The organism is Pseudomonas sp. 05N36 (assembly GCF_056397385.1).
In genome coordinates this window covers 38,423-55,311 of the sequence record NZ_JBFTNH010000007.1, presented here as the reverse complement: position 1 = coordinate 55,311, position 16,889 = coordinate 38,423, and the positions used below count along the sequence as shown (strand labels likewise).

The 16,889-nt window shown below is 60.7% G+C and carries 19 protein-coding genes; 10 read left to right on the top strand and 9 right to left on the bottom strand.

Going from position 1 to position 16,889, the window contains the following annotated elements:
• Positions 1 to 10 precede the first annotated feature (10 nt).
• Entirely contained in the window at positions 11 to 1,549 is a 1,539-nt protein-coding gene (locus AC1DIH_RS11655; protein ID WP_477771779.1) for a SulP family inorganic anion transporter, read from the top strand.
• Between the two features lie 58 nt (positions 1,550 to 1,607).
• Here the strand turns inward: AC1DIH_RS11655 and AC1DIH_RS11650 are convergent, their stop codons facing one another.
• Positions 1,608 to 2,258 carry a hypothetical protein gene (locus AC1DIH_RS11650; protein ID WP_477771778.1) on the bottom strand — a complete coding sequence of 217 codons (651 nt, stop codon included), beginning with the start codon at positions 2,256 to 2,258 and terminating at the stop codon, positions 1,608 to 1,610.
• Between the two features lie 373 nt (positions 2,259 to 2,631).
• Here AC1DIH_RS11650 and coxB point away from each other — a divergent pair, with 373 nt between their 5' ends.
• The 4 genes from coxB to AC1DIH_RS11630 all read left to right on the top strand — a co-directional run bounded on the left by coxB (position 2,632) and on the right by AC1DIH_RS11630 (position 6,944).
• A complete protein-coding gene (gene coxB / locus AC1DIH_RS11645) occupies positions 2,632 to 3,759 on the top strand; it encodes a cytochrome c oxidase subunit II (RefSeq protein ID WP_477767157.1) in 1,128 nt (375 codons plus the stop codon).
• 82 nt (positions 3,760 to 3,841) lie between these two features.
• Positions 3,842 to 5,437, top strand: a complete 1,596-nt coding sequence (gene ctaD, locus AC1DIH_RS11640) for a cytochrome c oxidase subunit I (RefSeq protein ID WP_477771777.1) — start codon at positions 3,842 to 3,844, stop codon at positions 5,435 to 5,437.
• A gap of 27 nt (positions 5,438 to 5,464) precedes the next feature.
• Positions 5,465 to 6,022 carry a cytochrome c oxidase assembly protein gene (locus AC1DIH_RS11635; protein ID WP_477771776.1) on the top strand — a complete coding sequence of 186 codons (558 nt, stop codon included), beginning with the start codon at positions 5,465 to 5,467 and terminating at the stop codon, positions 6,020 to 6,022.
• Between the two features lie 34 nt (positions 6,023 to 6,056).
• The gene (locus AC1DIH_RS11630) at positions 6,057 to 6,944 is read left to right on the top strand and encodes a cytochrome c oxidase subunit 3 (RefSeq protein ID WP_054594932.1); all 888 of its coding nucleotides are present in this window, start codon (positions 6,057 to 6,059) and stop codon (positions 6,942 to 6,944) included.
• A gap of 8 nt (positions 6,945 to 6,952) precedes the next feature.
• Here AC1DIH_RS11630 and AC1DIH_RS11625 read toward each other — a convergent pair whose 3' ends face one another.
• Positions 6,953 to 7,156 carry a twin transmembrane helix small protein gene (locus AC1DIH_RS11625; protein ID WP_019694466.1) on the bottom strand — a complete coding sequence of 68 codons (204 nt, stop codon included), beginning with the start codon at positions 7,154 to 7,156 and terminating at the stop codon, positions 6,953 to 6,955.
• Between the two features lie 69 nt (positions 7,157 to 7,225).
• Between AC1DIH_RS11625 and AC1DIH_RS11620 the strand changes: the two genes are divergently transcribed.
• The 5 genes from AC1DIH_RS11620 to AC1DIH_RS11600 are packed head-to-tail and all read left to right on the top strand — an operon-like array spanning position 7,226 to position 11,131.
• Entirely contained in the window at positions 7,226 to 7,966 is a 741-nt protein-coding gene (locus tag AC1DIH_RS11620; protein ID WP_477771775.1) for an SURF1 family protein, read from the top strand.
• Entirely contained in the window at positions 7,932 to 8,522 is a 591-nt protein-coding gene (locus AC1DIH_RS11615) for a hypothetical protein (protein ID WP_477771774.1), read from the top strand. The genes AC1DIH_RS11620 and AC1DIH_RS11615 overlap by 35 nt, the downstream gene beginning before the upstream one ends.
• Positions 8,523 to 8,532: 10 nt before the next feature.
• On the top strand, positions 8,533 to 9,612 hold the full coding sequence (locus tag AC1DIH_RS11610) for a COX15/CtaA family protein (protein ID WP_477771773.1): 1,080 nt from the start codon (positions 8,533 to 8,535) through the stop codon (positions 9,610 to 9,612).
• Complete coding sequence (cyoE, locus tag AC1DIH_RS11605) at positions 9,600 to 10,499, top strand: heme o synthase (RefSeq protein ID WP_477771772.1); 900 nt, start codon at positions 9,600 to 9,602, stop codon at positions 10,497 to 10,499. Before AC1DIH_RS11610 ends, cyoE begins: the two co-directional genes overlap by 13 nt.
• Positions 10,496 to 11,131 (top strand): SCO family protein, encoded by a 636-nt coding sequence (locus tag AC1DIH_RS11600; protein ID WP_477771771.1) that lies wholly within the window; start codon positions 10,496 to 10,498, stop codon positions 11,129 to 11,131. The genes cyoE and AC1DIH_RS11600 overlap by 4 nt, the downstream gene beginning before the upstream one ends.
• 176 nt (positions 11,132 to 11,307) lie before the next feature.
• Here the strand turns inward: AC1DIH_RS11600 and AC1DIH_RS11595 are convergent, their stop codons facing one another.
• From AC1DIH_RS11595 to AC1DIH_RS11565, 7 genes are all read right to left on the bottom strand, one after another.
• Positions 11,308 to 12,081 (bottom strand): MetQ/NlpA family ABC transporter substrate-binding protein, encoded by a 774-nt coding sequence (locus AC1DIH_RS11595; RefSeq protein ID WP_477771770.1) that lies wholly within the window; start codon positions 12,079 to 12,081, stop codon positions 11,308 to 11,310.
• Between the two features lie 61 nt (positions 12,082 to 12,142).
• The gene (locus AC1DIH_RS11590; RefSeq protein WP_427531130.1) at positions 12,143 to 12,817 is read right to left on the bottom strand and encodes a methionine ABC transporter permease; all 675 of its coding nucleotides are present in this window, start codon (positions 12,815 to 12,817) and stop codon (positions 12,143 to 12,145) included.
• Complete coding sequence (locus tag AC1DIH_RS11585) at positions 12,817 to 13,824, bottom strand: methionine ABC transporter ATP-binding protein (RefSeq protein WP_427542109.1); 1,008 nt, start codon at positions 13,822 to 13,824, stop codon at positions 12,817 to 12,819. The genes AC1DIH_RS11590 and AC1DIH_RS11585 overlap by 1 nt, the downstream gene beginning before the upstream one ends.
• Positions 13,825 to 14,048: 224 nt before the next feature.
• Complete coding sequence (locus AC1DIH_RS11580; RefSeq protein ID WP_477771769.1) at positions 14,049 to 14,762, bottom strand: PA5502 family lipoprotein; 714 nt, start codon at positions 14,760 to 14,762, stop codon at positions 14,049 to 14,051.
• Between the two features lie 37 nt (positions 14,763 to 14,799).
• Positions 14,800 to 15,588 carry a zinc ABC transporter permease subunit ZnuB gene (gene znuB, locus AC1DIH_RS11575; RefSeq protein ID WP_054594941.1) on the bottom strand — a complete coding sequence of 263 codons (789 nt, stop codon included), beginning with the start codon at positions 15,586 to 15,588 and terminating at the stop codon, positions 14,800 to 14,802.
• Positions 15,581 to 16,366 carry a zinc ABC transporter ATP-binding protein ZnuC gene (znuC, locus tag AC1DIH_RS11570; protein ID WP_477771768.1) on the bottom strand — a complete coding sequence of 262 codons (786 nt, stop codon included), beginning with the start codon at positions 16,364 to 16,366 and terminating at the stop codon, positions 15,581 to 15,583. The genes znuB and znuC overlap by 8 nt, the downstream gene beginning before the upstream one ends.
• Positions 16,366 to 16,848 carry a Fur family transcriptional regulator gene (locus AC1DIH_RS11565; protein WP_477771767.1) on the bottom strand — a complete coding sequence of 161 codons (483 nt, stop codon included), beginning with the start codon at positions 16,846 to 16,848 and terminating at the stop codon, positions 16,366 to 16,368. The genes znuC and AC1DIH_RS11565 overlap by 1 nt, the downstream gene beginning before the upstream one ends.
• Between the last annotated feature and the right edge of the window lie 41 nt (positions 16,849 to 16,889).

The following is a 16,889-nucleotide window of genomic DNA, read 5'->3' as shown; positions in this document are numbered from 1 at the left end:
GAGAACGCTCATGCGTGCTGCGCAATTGAAAGCTGTTTTGCCACGGGAGCTGCTGGCTTCGGTGGTGGTGTTTCTGGTCGCCCTGCCCTTGTGCATGGGCATTGCAATCGCTTCCGGCATGCCGCCGGCCAAGGGCCTGATCACCGGGATTATCGGTGGCCTGGTGGTCGGTTGGCTGGCAGGTTCGCCGCTGCAAGTCAGCGGTCCGGCTGCGGGGCTGGCGGTACTGGTCTTTGAACTGGTACGCCAGCATGGTGTGGCGATGCTCGGACCAATTCTGTTGCTGGCCGGGTTTCTGCAACTGGTGGCCGGGCGTTTGCGGCTGGGCTGCTGGTTCCGCGTGACGGCGCCAGCGGTGGTCTACGGCATGCTGGCAGGCATCGGGGTGCTGATCGTGCTGTCGCAGATACATGTGATGCTCGACGGTGTTCCCAAGCCTTCAGGCCTGGACAACCTCAGCGGGTTTCCGGCGGCCGTTGCCCAAGCCTTGCCGACGCTGGGTGGCGGGCTGGGTTGGCAAGCCGGTCTGCTTGGGCTGTCGACGATTCTGGTCATGGGACTGTGGGAGAAGTTTCGCCCGCAAGCGCTGCGTTTCATTCCTGGCGCGTTGCTCGGCGTTGGTTTGGCGACCCTTGCCAGTCTGGCGCTGGCGTTGAACGTCAAACGGGTCGAAGTCCCGGCTAATCTCGCCGAGGCAATTGACTGGCTGAAGCCGGCCGACCTGTTGAATCTGGCCGACCCCAACCTGCTGATCGCCGCCTTCGCCGTGGCTTTCATTGCCAGCGCCGAAACCCTGCTCTCGGCCGCCGCGGTGGATCGCATGCACAGCGGCGAGCGTTCGGACTTCGACCGCGAACTGTCTGCCCAAGGTGTCGGTAACATGCTCTGCGGTCTGGTCGGCGCGTTGCCGATGACGGGCGTGATCGTGCGCAGTTCAGCCAACGTACAGGCCGGCGCCAAAACGCGGTTGTCGGCGATTTTCCACGGTGTCTGGCTGCTGGCGTTTGTATTGCTGTTGTCCAGCGTGCTGCAAAGCATCCCGATCGCCAGCCTGGCGGGCGTGCTGGTGTATACCGGGGTGAAACTGGTGGATTTGAAGGCGTTTCGCAGACTGGGACGCTATGGCCGGATGCCAATGTTTACCTATGCGGTGACTGCGCTGGCGATCATCTTCAGCGACTTGCTGACCGGTGTGCTGATCGGTTTTGGCTTGACCCTGGCGAAGCTGGCCTGGAAGGCCTCGCGCCTTAAAATCAGCCTCATCGACCTTCCGGCAGAGGGCGAAATGGAGTTGCGACTGATGGGGGCTGCGACTTTTCTCAAGGTGCCGGCGTTGACCCGGGTGCTGGGGGCTATTCCGGCGGGTGCGACAGTGCATGTGCCGCTCAATAACCTGAGTTACATCGACCACTCATGTCTGGAGTTGCTTGAGGAATGGGGGCGGGCCAATGCCAGCAAAGGCTCGAGACTGCTGATCGAGGCGCGCGGACTGAAGCGCCGGCTGGAGGGGCGATTGCGGACGACCGTGGGGGTGGGTTCCGCCGGATAGATAACAGTGTGGGAGCGAGCAAGCTCGCTCCCACAGGTGTTCGGTTTTTACAGTTGGATCAAGCCGCCGGCTGATCCAGTTCCAGCTCTACTCCCAGCTGGCGCGACAGGCATGGCCAGCGCTTCCAGGCGGCGCCGGTGTCCGGGCTGTTGAGTTTTTCCCGGTAGGCTTCGACGGACTCCAGCGCGAAGCTTTCTTCGTTCAGCATCTCATCAACGGCGTGATGTACAGCCTCATCCAGTTGATTGGCGAAGTCCTCGCCGATCAGTTGGTGGGCAATCAGGTTGGCGACAGTCATGTCCAATGGGATCAGTGGCTGGCCGAAGTGTTTGATGTAGAGGTCGTTAACCTCTTCTACCAGGCGATGTGCCAGGTAGGCTTCGTCCAGCAGGCTATCCAGGCCTTCGTGACCGGCCATGATCGCCGGAGGCTGGAGGAAGAACTGCTCGGCGATTGTCAGCACCGGTTTGATCTGCGACTCGATCCCCGCTTCGCGAGCTACGTCGTTGGCAGCGTCGAGCAGGTCCGGCACTTGTTCTATATAAGCGGTGACAAAACGGGTCATCACGCCTTTCGCGTCAACGTCAGGCAGTTGGATAGCGGAATGCAGGTGCGGCAATTGGACTTCCAGCTGACGGGTCAGCTGACCGGTTTCGGCTTCATGTTGTTGGGCACGTTGAATCTGCTCGCGCAATGCGGCGGTGTTCATGAAAACTCCAGGAAACGAATGCAAGGAAATAGGGGAAGACATAAGTTAGCCTGCTTATACAAGTGGCTAAGACGTATTTGTCATAATTATTTCACCTTTCATGCCACTGCGTTATATCGATTTGCCATCACCGATCCCACATCCTTCTCCATCCGTGGCCTGTGGCGCAAGTGCCAGGTGTTTCAGCTCATTTACGCCATCGCGTTGCGGGGTCGCACTCGCTGTCTATACTCGGTTCTGAATGGAGTTAGCTGATGACGCCCGACTGCGTAGGCAGCAAGGCCCGGCGATTCAAGTTCGTAGTCTGAAAAAGCCGCTCCCTTGCCGTCGGTGTTAGCCGGCGGGATAACAAGAACGATAAGGGGAACCCGCAATGATGCGACATCCACATGTCTGGATGGGCCTCCTGTTGTGGTCGATTTTCGGTCAGGCGCAAGCGGCCTGGACTGTGAATATGGCGCCTGGAGCGACTGAAGTCAGTCACGCAGTATTTGACCTGCACATGACCATTTTCTGGATCTGTGTGGTGATCGGCATCATCGTTTTCGGCGCCATGTTCTGGTCGATGATGGTGCATCGGCGCTCCACCGGGCAGGTGGCCGCCAAGTTCCATGAAAGTACGACGGTGGAGATCCTCTGGACCGTGGTGCCTTTCATCATTCTGGTGGCCATGGCCGTTCCGGCGACCGCTACCCTGATCAAGATGTATGACACCAGTGAGCCGGATATCGATATCCAGATCACCGGTTATCAGTGGAAGTGGCACTACAAATACCTGGGTCAGGACGTCGAGTTCTTCAGCAACCTGGCCACCCCGCAAGAGCAAATCCACAACAAGAGCGCCAAAGGCGAAAACTACCTGCTGGAAGTCGATCAGCCGCTGGTGCTGCCGACCGGTGCCAAGGTGCGCTTTCTGGTGACCTCTGCCGACGTCATCCACTCGTGGTGGGTGCCGGCGTTTGCGGTCAAGCGCGATGCGATTCCCGGGTTCGTCAACGAAGCCTGGACCCGCGTCGACAAGCCCGGCATCTACCGTGGCCAGTGCGCCGAACTGTGCGGCAAGGATCATGGCTTCATGCCGATTGTGGTCGACGTCAAAACCCAGGCCGACTACGACACCTGGCTGACCGAGCGCAAAGCCGACGCCGCCAAGCTCAAGGAACTGACCAGCAAAGAGTGGACCCTCGACGAGCTGAAGGAACGCGGCGACAAGATTTATCACACCACCTGTGCTGCCTGTCACCAGCCTGAAGGCCAGGGTATGCCACCGCTGTTCCCGGCACTCAAAGGTTCGCCCATCGCGACCGGGCCAATAGAAGACCATCTGCATCGTGTGTTCTTCGGCAAACCCGGCACCGCCATGGCGGCGTTCGGCAAACAGCTGTCGGAAGTCGATATCGCCGCCGTCGTGACCTACGAACGAAATGCCTGGGGCAACAACAAAGGCGACATGGTCACCCCTAAAGACGTACTGGCCCTCAAACAGGCGGCAAGCAAATGACCCGGTCTATTGCGTGTTCCCTTGAACGCTTGGGGCTAAGCACCCCGAGCCGCCCAGCCCACCCGTTTGCAGGAGACAGGCCATGAATGCTGTGAACGATGACCACGGTCATGCAATCGTCGACAACCACGTCCATGGTCCGGCCAAGGGCCTGATGCGCTGGGTGCTGACCACCAACCACAAAGACATCGGCACGCTGTACCTGTGGTTCAGCTTCATGATGTTCCTGCTCGGCGGTTCGTTCGCCATGGTGATCCGCGCCGAGTTGTTCCAGCCCGGCCTGCAGATCGTCGAACCGGCGTTCTTCAATCAGATGACCACCATGCACGGTCTGGTGATGGTCTTCGGTGCGGTGATGCCGGCGTTTGTCGGCCTCGCCAACTGGATGATCCCGCTGATGATCGGCGCGCCGGACATGGCTCTGCCGCGGATGAACAACTTCAGCTTCTGGCTGTTGCCGGCAGCGTTCCTGCTGCTGGTGTCGACGCTGTTCATGCCGGGTGGCGGACCGAACTTCGGCTGGACCTTCTACGCCCCGCTATCGACGACCTACGCCCCGGAAAGCGTGACCTTCTTCATCTTTGCCATCCACCTGATGGGTATCAGCTCGATCATGGGCGCGATCAACGTGATCGCCACCATTCTCAACCTGCGTGCGCCGGGCATGACCCTGATGAAAATGCCGCTGTTCGTCTGGACCTGGCTGATCACCGCGTTCCTGCTGATCGCGGTAATGCCGGTGCTGGCGGGTTGCGTGACCATGATGCTGATGGACATCCACTTCGGCACCAGCTTTTTCAGCGCTGCCGGTGGTGGTGATCCGGTGCTGTTCCAGCACGTGTTCTGGTTCTTCGGTCACCCCGAGGTGTACATCATGATCCTGCCGGCGTTCGGTGCCGTCAGCTCGATCATCCCGACCTTCGCTCGCAAGCCACTGTTCGGCTACACCTCGATGGTCTACGCCACGGCGAGTATTGCCTTCCTGTCGTTCATCGTCTGGGCGCACCACATGTTCGTGGTCGGCATCCCGCTGGTGGGCGAGCTGTTCTTCATGTACGCGACGCTGCTGATCGCGGTGCCCACCGGGGTCAAGGTGTTCAACTGGGTCAGCACCATGTGGCAAGGCTCGCTGACTTTCGAGACGCCGATGCTGTTTGCCGTGGCGTTCGTGATCCTGTTCTCGATTGGCGGGTTCTCCGGGTTGATGCTGGCCATCGCCCCGGCGGACTTCCAGTACCAGGACACCTACTTCGTGGTCGCGCACTTCCACTACGTGCTGGTGCCGGGGGCGATCTTCGGGATCTTTGCTTCGGCCTACTACTGGATGCCGAAATGGACCGGCCACATGTACGACGAAACCCTCGGCAAGCTGCACTTCTGGCTGTCGTTCATCGGCATGAACATGGCCTTCTTCCCAATGCACTTCGTGGGCCTGGCAGGTATGCCGCGACGGATTCCGGACTACAACCTGCAATTCGCCGACTTCAACATGGTGTCGTCGATTGGCGCGTTCACCTTCGGGGCGACGCAGATTTTCTTCCTGTTCATCGTGATCAAGACCATTCGCGGCGGCCCGGCGGCCCCGGCGAAACCTTGGGACGGCGCGGAAGGCCTGGAGTGGAGCGTGCCGTCGCCGGCGCCGTATCACACCTTCGTCACGCCACCGGAAGTGAAATGAACGTTATAGCCGCTGAGGCCCGCCGCCATGGCTGACTCTATTTCCTTGAAGAAGCTGGTCATCCGGCTGCTGTTGGTGGTGGCCAGCATGTTTGTCTTCGGGTTTGCGCTGGTGCCGATCTACGACGTGATGTGCAAGGCATTCGGCATCAATGGCAAAACCGCCGGGCAGTACGAAGGCGAGCAGGTGGTCGATAAATCGCGGCAAATCCGCGTGCAGTTTCTGTCGACCAACGCCGTGGACATGGTCTGGGAGTTTTATCCCAAGGCCGACGACATGGTGATCAATCCGGGGGCGGTGAACGAGATGATCTTCGTCGCCCGCAACCCGACCGATCACCCGATGAGTGCGCAGGCGATACCGAGCATTTCTCCGGGCGACTCAGCGGTGTATTTCCACAAGACCGAGTGCTTTTGCTTCACCCAGCAGGTACTGCAACCCGGTGAACGGATCGAAATGCCCGTACGTTTCATCGTTGACCGTGAGATTTCCAAGGATGTGAAGCACCTGACGCTGGCTTACACGCTGTTCGATATCACCGCACGTCATCCACCGGTCGCGGCCAACACCAATGCCGGTCCTTGAGACGTACAAGCGTGCCCGATAAGGAGAACAATAAATGGCAAGTCATGAACACTATTACGTTCCCGCCCAGAGCAAATGGCCGATCATTGCCACGATCGGCATGTTCGTCACGGTGTTTGGCCTGGCCACCTGGTTCAACGACCTCAAGGCAGCGCGCCCGGAATCCCACGGCCCGCTGATCTTCTTCGTTGGCGGTCTGTTGCTGGCCTACATGCTGTTCGGCTGGTTCGGCACGGTGATCAAGGAAAGCCGGGCAGGGCTGTATAGCTCGCAGCTCGATCGCTCGTTCCGTTGGGGCATGAGCTGGTTCATTTTCTCCGAGGTGATGTTCTTCATCGCCTTCTTCGGTGCGCTGTTCTACGTGCGCAACCTGTCCGGGCCGTGGCTCGGTGGTGAGGGCGGCAAGGGTATCGCGCACATGCTCTGGCCAAATTTCCAGTTCGCCTGGCCGCTGCTGCACACCCCTGACCCGACACTCTTCCCGCCGCCCAAGGAAGTCATCAGTCCCTGGGGCTTGCCGCTGCTGAACACGGTGTTGCTGGTGAGTTCCAGCGTCACGGTGACCATCGCCCACCATGCCTTGAAAAAGGGCCATCGCGGCGCACTGAAGCTCTGGCTGGCGCTGACGGTACTGCTGGGCTGTGCGTTCCTCAGCTTCCAGGCCAAGGAATACATCCACGCCTATCACGAACTGGGGCTGACCCTGGGCTCAGGCGTGTATGGCGCGACCTTCTTCATGCTGACCGGTTTCCACGGCGCTCACGTGACCATCGGCACGATCATCCTGTTCGTGATGCTGATGCGGATCATGCGTGGGCATTTCGATGGCGATCACCAGTTCGGCTTCGAGGCGGCCAGTTGGTATTGGCACTTCGTCGATGTGGTGTGGATTGGCCTGTTTGTCTTCGTTTACGTGCTTTGAGGCGGCACTTACCAGGGGGCGCTGGACACCAGCTGGCCGCTGAAGAATCCCCAGGCAATCAAGCCGACGGTGATGGCAGCCAGGCCGACACGAACACTCAGGGCGGTGACCAGGCGTTTTGAGCTGCTGTCGTCCTTGACCAGAAAAAACAGGCCGCTGAACAGGCTGACAACCGTGGCAATCAGCATCAGGACGATGGCTGCTTTGAGCATGGTGAGACTCCGGGGGAATGCGATGTACTTGAGTATAGCTACCCTGTTTATCAACTTTTTGGCGACGCCATGAAGCGCTTTCGGCCAGGTATCGCGCCGACCCTGGTGGTGCTCGCACTGCTGCCGTTGCTGGTCTTTCTGGGCTTTTGGCAATTGAGCCGGGGCGAGCAGAAGCGCGTGTTGCTGGCGAGCTACGCCGAACGCCGCGTGGCTGAACCGATGGCCAGCGAACTACTGTCGAGCACTCAAGATCCGGCCTTCCGACGCGTTCGCCTGCATGGCCAGTTCGATGCGGCCCACAGTTACCTGCTGGACAACCGCACCCGCAACGGCCGGCCAGGGGTCGAGCTGCTGCAACCCTTTCACGACCAGGCGAGTGGTCTCTGGTTATTGCTCAATCGCGGCTGGCTGCCGTGGCCGAACCGGCGCACACCGCCCGTGTTCACCACCCCCGAGCAATCGCTGAGTCTCGACGCCTGGGTGTATGTCCCCCCGGGTGCGACCTTTCAACTGCACGCCGATCCGGCGAACGCCAACTGGCCACGGCTGGTGACGGCGATCGATCCGGCCAAGCTCTGGAGCGAGCTGGGCCGAACCGGGTTTGCTTACGAATTACGTGAAGAAGCCGGGCCGGCATCTTATGTGGTTGATTGGCCGGTGGTGGTCATGGGGCCGGAAAAACACCTCGGTTATGCCGTGCAGTGGTTCGCCATGGCGCTCGCGCTGTTCGGTCTTTATCTCTATTTCGGATGGCACAACGCAAAGGAGAAACAGCATGGGAGCGGCCATGAATCCACCCAACATGTCTGAAGCGCAGGCGCCACAGCGTCGTCGTGGGCGCTGGCAGCTGGTGCTGATCCTGCTGATGGTGATTGGTCCGATGATCCTCGCCACCGGCATGTACAAGTTGCAGTTCTGGGTGCCGGAAGGTCGCAGCTATCACGGTGAACTGATCGGCAACGGTCAGAGCCGTGCCGACCTGGGGGTACAGGCGGACGAAGACCGCTGGCAGATGCTGGTGACCACACCGCAGGACTGCTCGGTCGATTGTCAGCAGTTGGTGTATCTGGCCCGGCAGATTCAGGTCGCTCTGGGTCGCGATGCCTCGCGTGCCAGCCATGCATTGGCCGTCGCCCAACCCTTGAGCGCGGACTATGAGGCCAAGCTCAAGCGCGAATACCCGCAGTTGCAGCGGTATCCACTGGACCTTTCGACCTACACTAAAAATGTTCAGGGCAAAGGCTCGGCGCAGCTCTGGATCATCGATCCGCACGGCAATCTGGTGCTGCGCTTCGATCCCACCGTCAAAGGCAAGGACCTGCTCAACGACCTGCGCCACCTGCTGAAACTGTCGAACATCGGATAAGGGCATCGTCATGGCCAAACCTGGATTTCGCCTCGCGCTGTTTGCCACCTTGCTGGCACTGATTGTCGTCTTGCTGGGCGCCTATACCCGGCTGACCCACGCTGGCCTTGGTTGCCCGGACTGGCCGGGTTGCTACGGGTTTATCAGCGTGCCGAAGAGCGAAGCCCAACTGGCCCATGCCGAGTTGCATTTTCCAGACACGCCGGTGGTTGCCCACAAGGGCTGGAACGAGATGATTCACCGCTATTTCGCCGGCACCCTTGGTTTGCTGATTGTGTTGCTGGCGGCACGCGCCTGGACCCATCGCCATCATCTGGACCAACCCCTGAAGCTGCCGTTGTTCTTGCTGGCGGTGGTGTTTGCCCAAGCGGCCTTTGGCATGTGGACGGTCACCCTCAAGCTCTGGCCGCAGGTGGTGACGGGGCATTTGCTGGGTGGCTTTGCGACCTTGAGCCTGCTGTTTCTGCTGACCTTGCGCTTGTCCGGTGTATTGCCGGCGCTGATCGTACCGCGACGTTTGCAGTACTGGGCGACGGCCGGGTTGTTGCTGGTGATCGGGCAGATCGCTCTCGGCGGCTGGGTTAGTGCCAACTACGCGGCGGTGGCCTGTATCGACTTCCCCACTTGTCACGGTCAATGGTTGCCACCGGCTGATTTCGCCAACGGCTTTCACCTGACCCAACACATCGGCCCCAATTACCTCGGCGGGCAGCTCGACAGCGATGCGCGCACGGCGATTCACCTGACTCACCGCATTGGCGCTTTGCTGGTCACAGTGGTGCTGCTGGGGCTGGCCTGGCAGCTCAAGGTCGTCGGCATGACCCGACTCGCCGGGTTGGTGCTGGGGGCGTTGGCGGTGCAGATCACCCTGGGCATCAGCAATGTGCTGTTTCACCTGCCGTTGCCGGTGGCCGTTGCCCATAACGCGGGCGGCGCGGCGCTGCTGCTGACGATGGTGCTGGTCAACTATCACGCACGAACCAGTCTGGTTCGAGTCAGGCAGCAGGTGCCCGGGCGCTGGCGTTTCAGTCCGCGTAAACACGCGGCCGGGCCGATAACAATAAAAGGAGAAATGCCATGGCGACTCTGATCGGCGAACGTCACCGCCAAGCGATCTGGCGTGACTATCTGGAGCTGACCAAGCCGAAAGTCGTGGTGTTGATGCTGATCACGTCGCTGGTCGGTATGTTCCTTGCCACGCGTGCCGGGGTGCCGTGGACGGTGCTGGTGTTTGGCAACCTGGGGATCGGACTGTGCGCGGGCGGCGCGGCGGCGGTCAACCATGTGGTGGACCGGCGGATTGACGCGGTGATGGCGCGCACGCACAAGCGGCCATTGGCCGAAGGCCGGGTTTCACCGATTGCCGCACTGACCTTCGCGCTGCTGCTGGCGGTGGCCGGGCAAGCCTTGTTACTGGCCTTTACCAACCCGCTGACGGCGTGGCTGACCCTCGCCTCGCTGCTGGGCTATGCGGTGGTCTACACCGGTTTTCTCAAGCGGGCGACGCCGCAGAACATCGTTATCGGCGGACTGGCCGGCGCTGCCCCGCCACTGTTGGGTTGGGTCGCCGCCACCGGGCATGTCAGCGCCGAACCACTGCTGCTGGTGCTGATTATCTTTGCCTGGACCCCGCCACACTTCTGGGCGCTGGCGATTCATCGCAAGGAGGAGTACGCCAAGGCCGATATTCCCATGCTGCCGGTGACCCACGGCGAGCATTACACCAAGATCCACATCCTGCTTTACACCTTTGCCCTGCTGGCCGTGAGCTTGATGCCCTATGTCATTCACATGAGCGGCGTGCTGTACCTGGTTTGCGCCCTGGGACTGGGCGCGAGGTTTCTGCAATGGGCCGTGGTGCTGTACCGTGGCACTCAGCCGCACGCGGCGATCAGCACCTTCAAGTACTCTATTTACTACTTGTTCCTGCTGTTTATCGCCCTGCTCGTAGACCACTACTTATTGTTGAACCTATGACCCGAACCCAGAAAACCGTCTTCATTCTTGTTGCCCTGATCGCGCTGGTCCTGGGGCTTACCGTCAACAAAGTACTGTCTGGCAAAGGCCAGGGCGATCCGACTGCGCTGATCGATGCCGGGATCATCCTGTTGCCGCAAAGCCGCAACCTGCCGGACGTGCAGATGACCAATCAGGACGGCCAACCGGTGACGGTCAACGCCTTGAAAGGCAAGTGGAGCCTGTTGTTCTTTGGTTACACCTTCTGCCCGGACATCTGCCCGACCACCCTGGCGCAACTGCGGCAGATCAAGAGCGAGCTGCCAGCGGATGCGGTCGACAAGTTGCAGATCATTCTGGTCAGCGTCGACCCGAACCGCGACACCCCCAAGCAGCTCAAGCAGTACCTGGGCTACTTCGATCCGCAGTTTGTCGGCCTGACGCCGACGTCGGTCGAAGACCTGCAGAAAGTCGCCAATGCGGTGAGCATTCCGTTCATTCCGGCGGACACCAGCAAACCCAACTACACCGTCGACCACAGCGGCAACCTGGCAGTGATCGGGCCGGACGGCACACAGCGCGGGTTCATTCGTGCACCGTTGAACAACACGAAACTGGTGGCCCAGTTACCGGTGATGCTCAAGCGGCAGTGAACACCCCAAAACTAATGTGGGAGCGAGCCTGCTCGCGATAGCGGACTGACATTCAAGATCGATGTCGGCAGTGATGGCCCCATCGCGAGTAGGCTCGCTCCCACAAGGTCAGTGTTTCAGGCATAAAAAAACGGGGACGCAGTGATTGCGTCCCCGTTTTTTTTTACATCAGCAGATCAGAACGCCGGCAGTACCGCGCCTTTGTACTTCTCCAGAATGAAGGCCTTCACTTCCGGGCTGTGCAGTGCAGCAACCAGTTTCTTCATCGCGTCGCTGTCCTTGTCGTCCGCGCGGGCGACCAGGATGTTCACGTAAGGCGAGTCCTTGCCTTCGATGAACAGCGCGTCCTTGGACGGATCGAGCTTGGCTTCCAGCGCGTAGTTGGTGTTGATCAGCGCCAGGTCGACCTGGGTCAACACGCGCGGGATGGTCGCGGCTTCCAGTTCACGGAACTTCAGGTCTTTGGTGTTCTCGGTGATGTCCTTGATGGTCGACAGGATGTTTTTCGAATCCTTCAACTTGATCAGGCCGGCCTTCTCCAGCAGCAACAGCGCGCGGCCGCCGTTGGTGGCATCGTTCGGGATCACCACGTTGGCACCGCCTGGCAGTTCGGCAAGGGTCTTGTACTTGTTGGAGTACGCGCCCAGCGGTTCGAGGTGCACACCGGCAACGCTCACCAGGTGTGTGCCCTTGGCCTTGTTGAACTCATCGAGGTACGGCTGGTGCTGGAAGAAGTTGGCGTCCAGGCGTTTCTCGGCAACCTGTACGTTTGGCTGCACGTAGTCGGTGAACACCTTGACCTTGAGGTCGACGCCTTCTTTGGCCAGTGCCGGCTTCACGAACTCGAGGATTTCCGCGTGCGGAACCGGAGTGGCGGCGACGGTCAGGGTTTCAGCGGCCTGAGCGGAGAACGCTGCAACGGCAGCGAACGCGACGAGTAGTTTTTTCATCCAGCAAACTCCTTGTGAGGCGCCCTTTCGAGCGCCTGCCGGCCGTGGCCGGCGATTGCATTTATTTTCGGGAAAAGTGCACCACCAGCTTATCGCCGACGGTTTGCAGAACCTGGACCAACACCAGCAGCAACACCACAGTCACCACCATCACGTCAGTCTGGAAGCGTTGGTAACCGAAGCGAATCGCCAGGTCACCCAAACCACCGGCACCGACCACACCGGCCATCGCCGTGTAGGACACCAGTGTAATCGCGGTCACCGTGATCGCTGCGAAAATGCCCGGGCGGGCTTCCGGCAGCAGCGCGTTGACGATGATCTGACGGGTCGTCGCGCCCATGGCCTGGGTCGCTTCGATGATGCCGCGATCGACTTCACGCAGGGCGGTTTCCACCAGGCGGGCGAAGAACGGCGTAGCGCCGACTACCAGCGGCGGAATCGCACCGCCGACGCCCAGCGAGGTGCCGGTGATCAGTACGGTGAACGGGATCATCACGATCAGCAAAATGATGAACGGCAGCGAACGCAGGATATTCACGATCAGCGACAGCAGCGCGTAAACGCCTTTGGCTTCGAGCAACTGGCGCGGGCTGCAGAGGAACAGCAACACACCCAGCGGCAGGCCGAGCAGTACGGTGAACAACAGCGAACCGCCAAGCATCAGCAAGGTGTCGCCGGTGGCCTGCCAGATTTCGAGCCAGTCGATATTGGAGAAGAAACTCATCAGGACTTCCATTAGCGCAGCACCTCCATGTGGACGTCGGCTGCGGTGAAGCGGGCGAAGGCCGCTTCCATGTCACCGCCGGTGACCGCCAGGGTCAGTTGCCCGTAGGGAACGTCTTTGATGCGGTCGATACGACCGGCGAGGATGCTGTAGTCCACGCCCGTTTCACGGGCGACGGTGCCCAGCAACGGCGCGTAGGTCGCGTCGCCCTGGAAGGTCAGGCGCACGATACGGCCCGGCACGTGAGCGAAATCGTCGCGCTGTTCGCTTTCGTCGATCTGCTCGTCTTCCTGCACGAAACGCTTGGTGGTCGGGTGCTTGGGGTGCAAGAACACGTCGGCCACCGGACCTTGCTCGACGATCACGCCAGCGTCCATCACGGCGACCTGGTCGCAGACCCGGCGAATCACGTCCATTTCATGGGTGATCAGCACAATGGTCAGGTTCAGCTCACGGTTGATCTCGGCCAACAGTTGCAGGACCGACGCGGTGGTTTGCGGGTCGAGGGCGCTGGTGGCTTCGTCACACAGCAGGATTTTTGGCTTGGTCGCCAGGGCGCGGGCGATGCCGACGCGCTGCTTCTGGCCACCGGACAGCTGCGCCGGGTACTTCTTTGCGTGGTCGGCCAGGCCGACACGCGCCAGCAACTCGGCCACTCGCAGGTCGATCTCGCTGCGCGACAGTTCACCGGCCAGGGTCAACGGCAGCGCGACGTTGTCGGCAACCGTCTTGGAGGCCAGCAGGTTGAAGTGCTGGAAGATCATCCCGACTTGCTGACGGAAGCGGCGCAGCGCATTGGCGTCCAGCGCGGTGACTTCTTCGCCATCGACGATGATCTTGCCGCCGCTGGAGTTTTCCAGGCGGTTGATCAGGCGCAACAGGGTACTTTTTCCCGCACCGGAGTGACCGATCAGGCCAAACACCTGACCGTTCTCAATCGACAGATTGGTGGGGTGCAGTGCAGGAATATCCTTACCGGCGACGCGGTAAGTTTTATGGACGTTTTGAAACTCGATCACGTAGCGAACCTTGTGGGGCGCGTTAGAAAAGGATCAGCGGTTAGCCGGGCGGGCATTTTAGCGTGTCCGTATAGAGGTTCTTAGCATTTATTTCGCATTCATCCAGTCATTTGGAAATAACGCGATAAGCCAAGAAGAACAAAAGATCGTCCGAACGCGGCCCTAACCTGCGGCAGCTCCTACGGACCGATGTAGAAGCTGCCGGAGGCTGCGATCTTTGTTTTTTAAGGTTTACGCGGCGTCAGAACCATCTGTGCCGGAACATTGCGCAGAATCTGTCGCTCGATCTTCAGGTCGAAGTCGGCATCCAGCTTCTTCACCCGTTTGGTCAGCAGCGTGGCCAGCCACGGGTAATCTTCGGTGCGCGGCGCCTGAATGCTGACGTCGCACTCATAACTCACCACATCGCTGGCAATCGCATCGAGTTGTCGACGCAGTTGCTTGCTATCGGCGATGTTCAGCGCAACGGTGGTGCTCTCGGCCGTTGGGTCGATGACCTTGGCGACACGCTTGGCTTCGGCGGCCTTGAGGGCGGCCTCTGCCTGGTCCAGTTCGGCCTTACGCGCGTGGCTGATGGCGTTGTTGACGCCACCGGTCAGCGCCGGGGCTTTGGGCATCAACGCACGGGCCCGGCTCAGGGCCGTGGCGGCGGCATTCACGTCGCCTTTTTGCAAAACGATCTGGCTGCGTTGCAAGTAGGCTTCGGCGAGTTGCCGTTGGTATTGCTCCAGCGACTGATCGTTGGGTGATTCGGCCTGCAAGGCGGCCAATTGATCCTCGGCGGTGGCCAGTTCACTGCTGGCCAGGCTTTGTTGCAGCTGCGCGATCGCCGTAGCCCGTGCGTCCGGGACCTCGGGGGCTGGCGGCGTGCTTTGGCAGGCGCCAAGTAGCAGCGAAAAGGCAACAAGGAGCAGATAACGGGAGGCGAACGGCTTCATTCCTGCGACTCTCTGATTGCGCAAAAAACGAGCAAGTCTACACCCCTCGACGGGGCAGGACAAAACTCAGCAGAAACAGCGCGGCCGCGGCCACCACAATCGATGGGCCGGCCGGCGTGTCCTTGAACCACGACAGCGCCAGGCCACCGCAGACCGCGAGTATACCGAGCAAACTCGCGCCCAAGGCCATTTGCTCTGGAGAGCGTGCGTGACGTTGTGCCGCAGCCGCCGGGATGATCAGCAAGGACGTAATCAGCAGCACGCCGACGATTTTCATCGCCACCGCGATCACCACCGCAATCAGCAGCATCAAGGTCATGCGCAATGCGGCTACCGGCAGGCCTTCAACGGTGGCCAATTCTTCGTGCACGGTAATCGCCAGCAACGGCCGCCATAGCGCTACCAACAGCAGCATCACCGCCGCACTGCCGCCGAGGATCCACGCCAGATCGGTCGGGCTGATCGCCAACAAGTCGCCGAACAGGTAGGCCATCAGGTCGATCCGCACTTCATGCATGAAGCTTAGTACCACCAGGCCCAGAGAGAGCGTGCTCGGCGCAAGAATCCCCAACAAGGTGTCGGAGGCCAGCGGCTGGCGCTGTTGCAAGGTCACCAGCAGTACGGCCAGCAACAGGCAGCCGACGGTCACCGCGATGGTCGGACTGACATCCAGCAGAAAACCCAACGCCACGCCGAGCAACGCCGCGTGGGACAGGGTGTCGCCGAAATAGGCCATGCGCCGCCAGACCACGAACGATCCCAGCGGACCTGCGACGGCGGCCAGGGCCAGGCCTGCGAGCAGGGCGTACAACAGAAAATCAGCCATGCTTGCAGCCATCTCCATGAACGTGGGTGTGAGCGGTCGGTGCCGCGCTGACGACCGAGCCATGCAAGTCGTGGGCGTGGTCGTGATGGTGGTGATAGACCGCCAGGCTCTGCGCGTTCTTGCCGAACAGCTCGACGAACGCCGGGTCGCCGCTGACCTGCTCGGGATGCCCGGAGCAGCAGACGTGGCGATTGAGGCAGACCACCTGGTCGGTCGTGCTCATCACCAGGTGCAGATCGTGGGAAACCATCAACACCCCGCAACCGTGGCGGTCGCGCAGGCGGGTGATCAAGCTGTAGAGCTCGGCTTGTCCGGCCACATCGACGCCTTGCACCGGCTCGTCGAGCACCAGCAGTTCGGGCTCGCGCAACAGGGCGCGTGCCAGCAGTACGCGCTGCATTTCTCCGCCGGAAACGCTCTGCACCGGGCTGTCGATCACCTGTTCGGCGCCGACTTCCTTGAGCGCTGCCAAGGCACGCGCACGATCCACGCCCGGCACCAGGCGCAAGAAGCGCAGCACCGAGAGCGGCAAGGTCGGGTCAACGTGCAGTTTCTGCGGCATATAGCCGACCCGCAGTTTCGGCTTGCGCCAGACGCTGCCGCTGTCGGGCTTGAGCAGGCCAAGCACGGCGCGGACCAGCGTGGTCTTGCCGGCGCCGTTGGGGCCGATCAGGGTAACGATCTGCCTCGGCTCGACGCTCAGTTCGATGTTGTCCAGCACGTTTTGCCCGGCGAAGGTCACCGCAACCTGATTGAGGCGGATTAACGCAGTGCTCATCAAGCCCCCTGGCAACCCGAGCAAAGACCGACCACTTCGACTGTCTGGCCTTCGACCACAAACCCGACTTCGCCGGCGCTGTGGATGATGGTGTCGCTGATGGATTTTTGCTCGAGTTCGATGGCCGCATGGCATTCGCGGCAAATCAGGAACTGGCCCTGGTGGGCGTGCCCCGGATGATTGCAGCCAACGAAGGCGTTGAGCGAGGAAATGCGGTGGACCAGGCCGTTATCCAGCAGGAAATCCAGCGCGCGATACACCGTCGGCGGCGCGGCACGGCGGCCATCCTGCTCGCTGAGTACTGCCAGAATGTCGTAGGCACCCAGCGGCTTGTGGCTTTGCCAGACCAGTTCCAGCACCCGCCGCCGCAGCGCAGTCAGGCGCAAGCCCTGACGTGTGCAAATGACATCGGCCTCGGACAATGCGCTGTGCACGCAGTGAGAGTGGTCGTGGGGACGGCTGGCTAGCGGTGTTTTAGGCATGAGCGGCGACGAGTTTTGTGAGAGACGTTATTATGTTACCC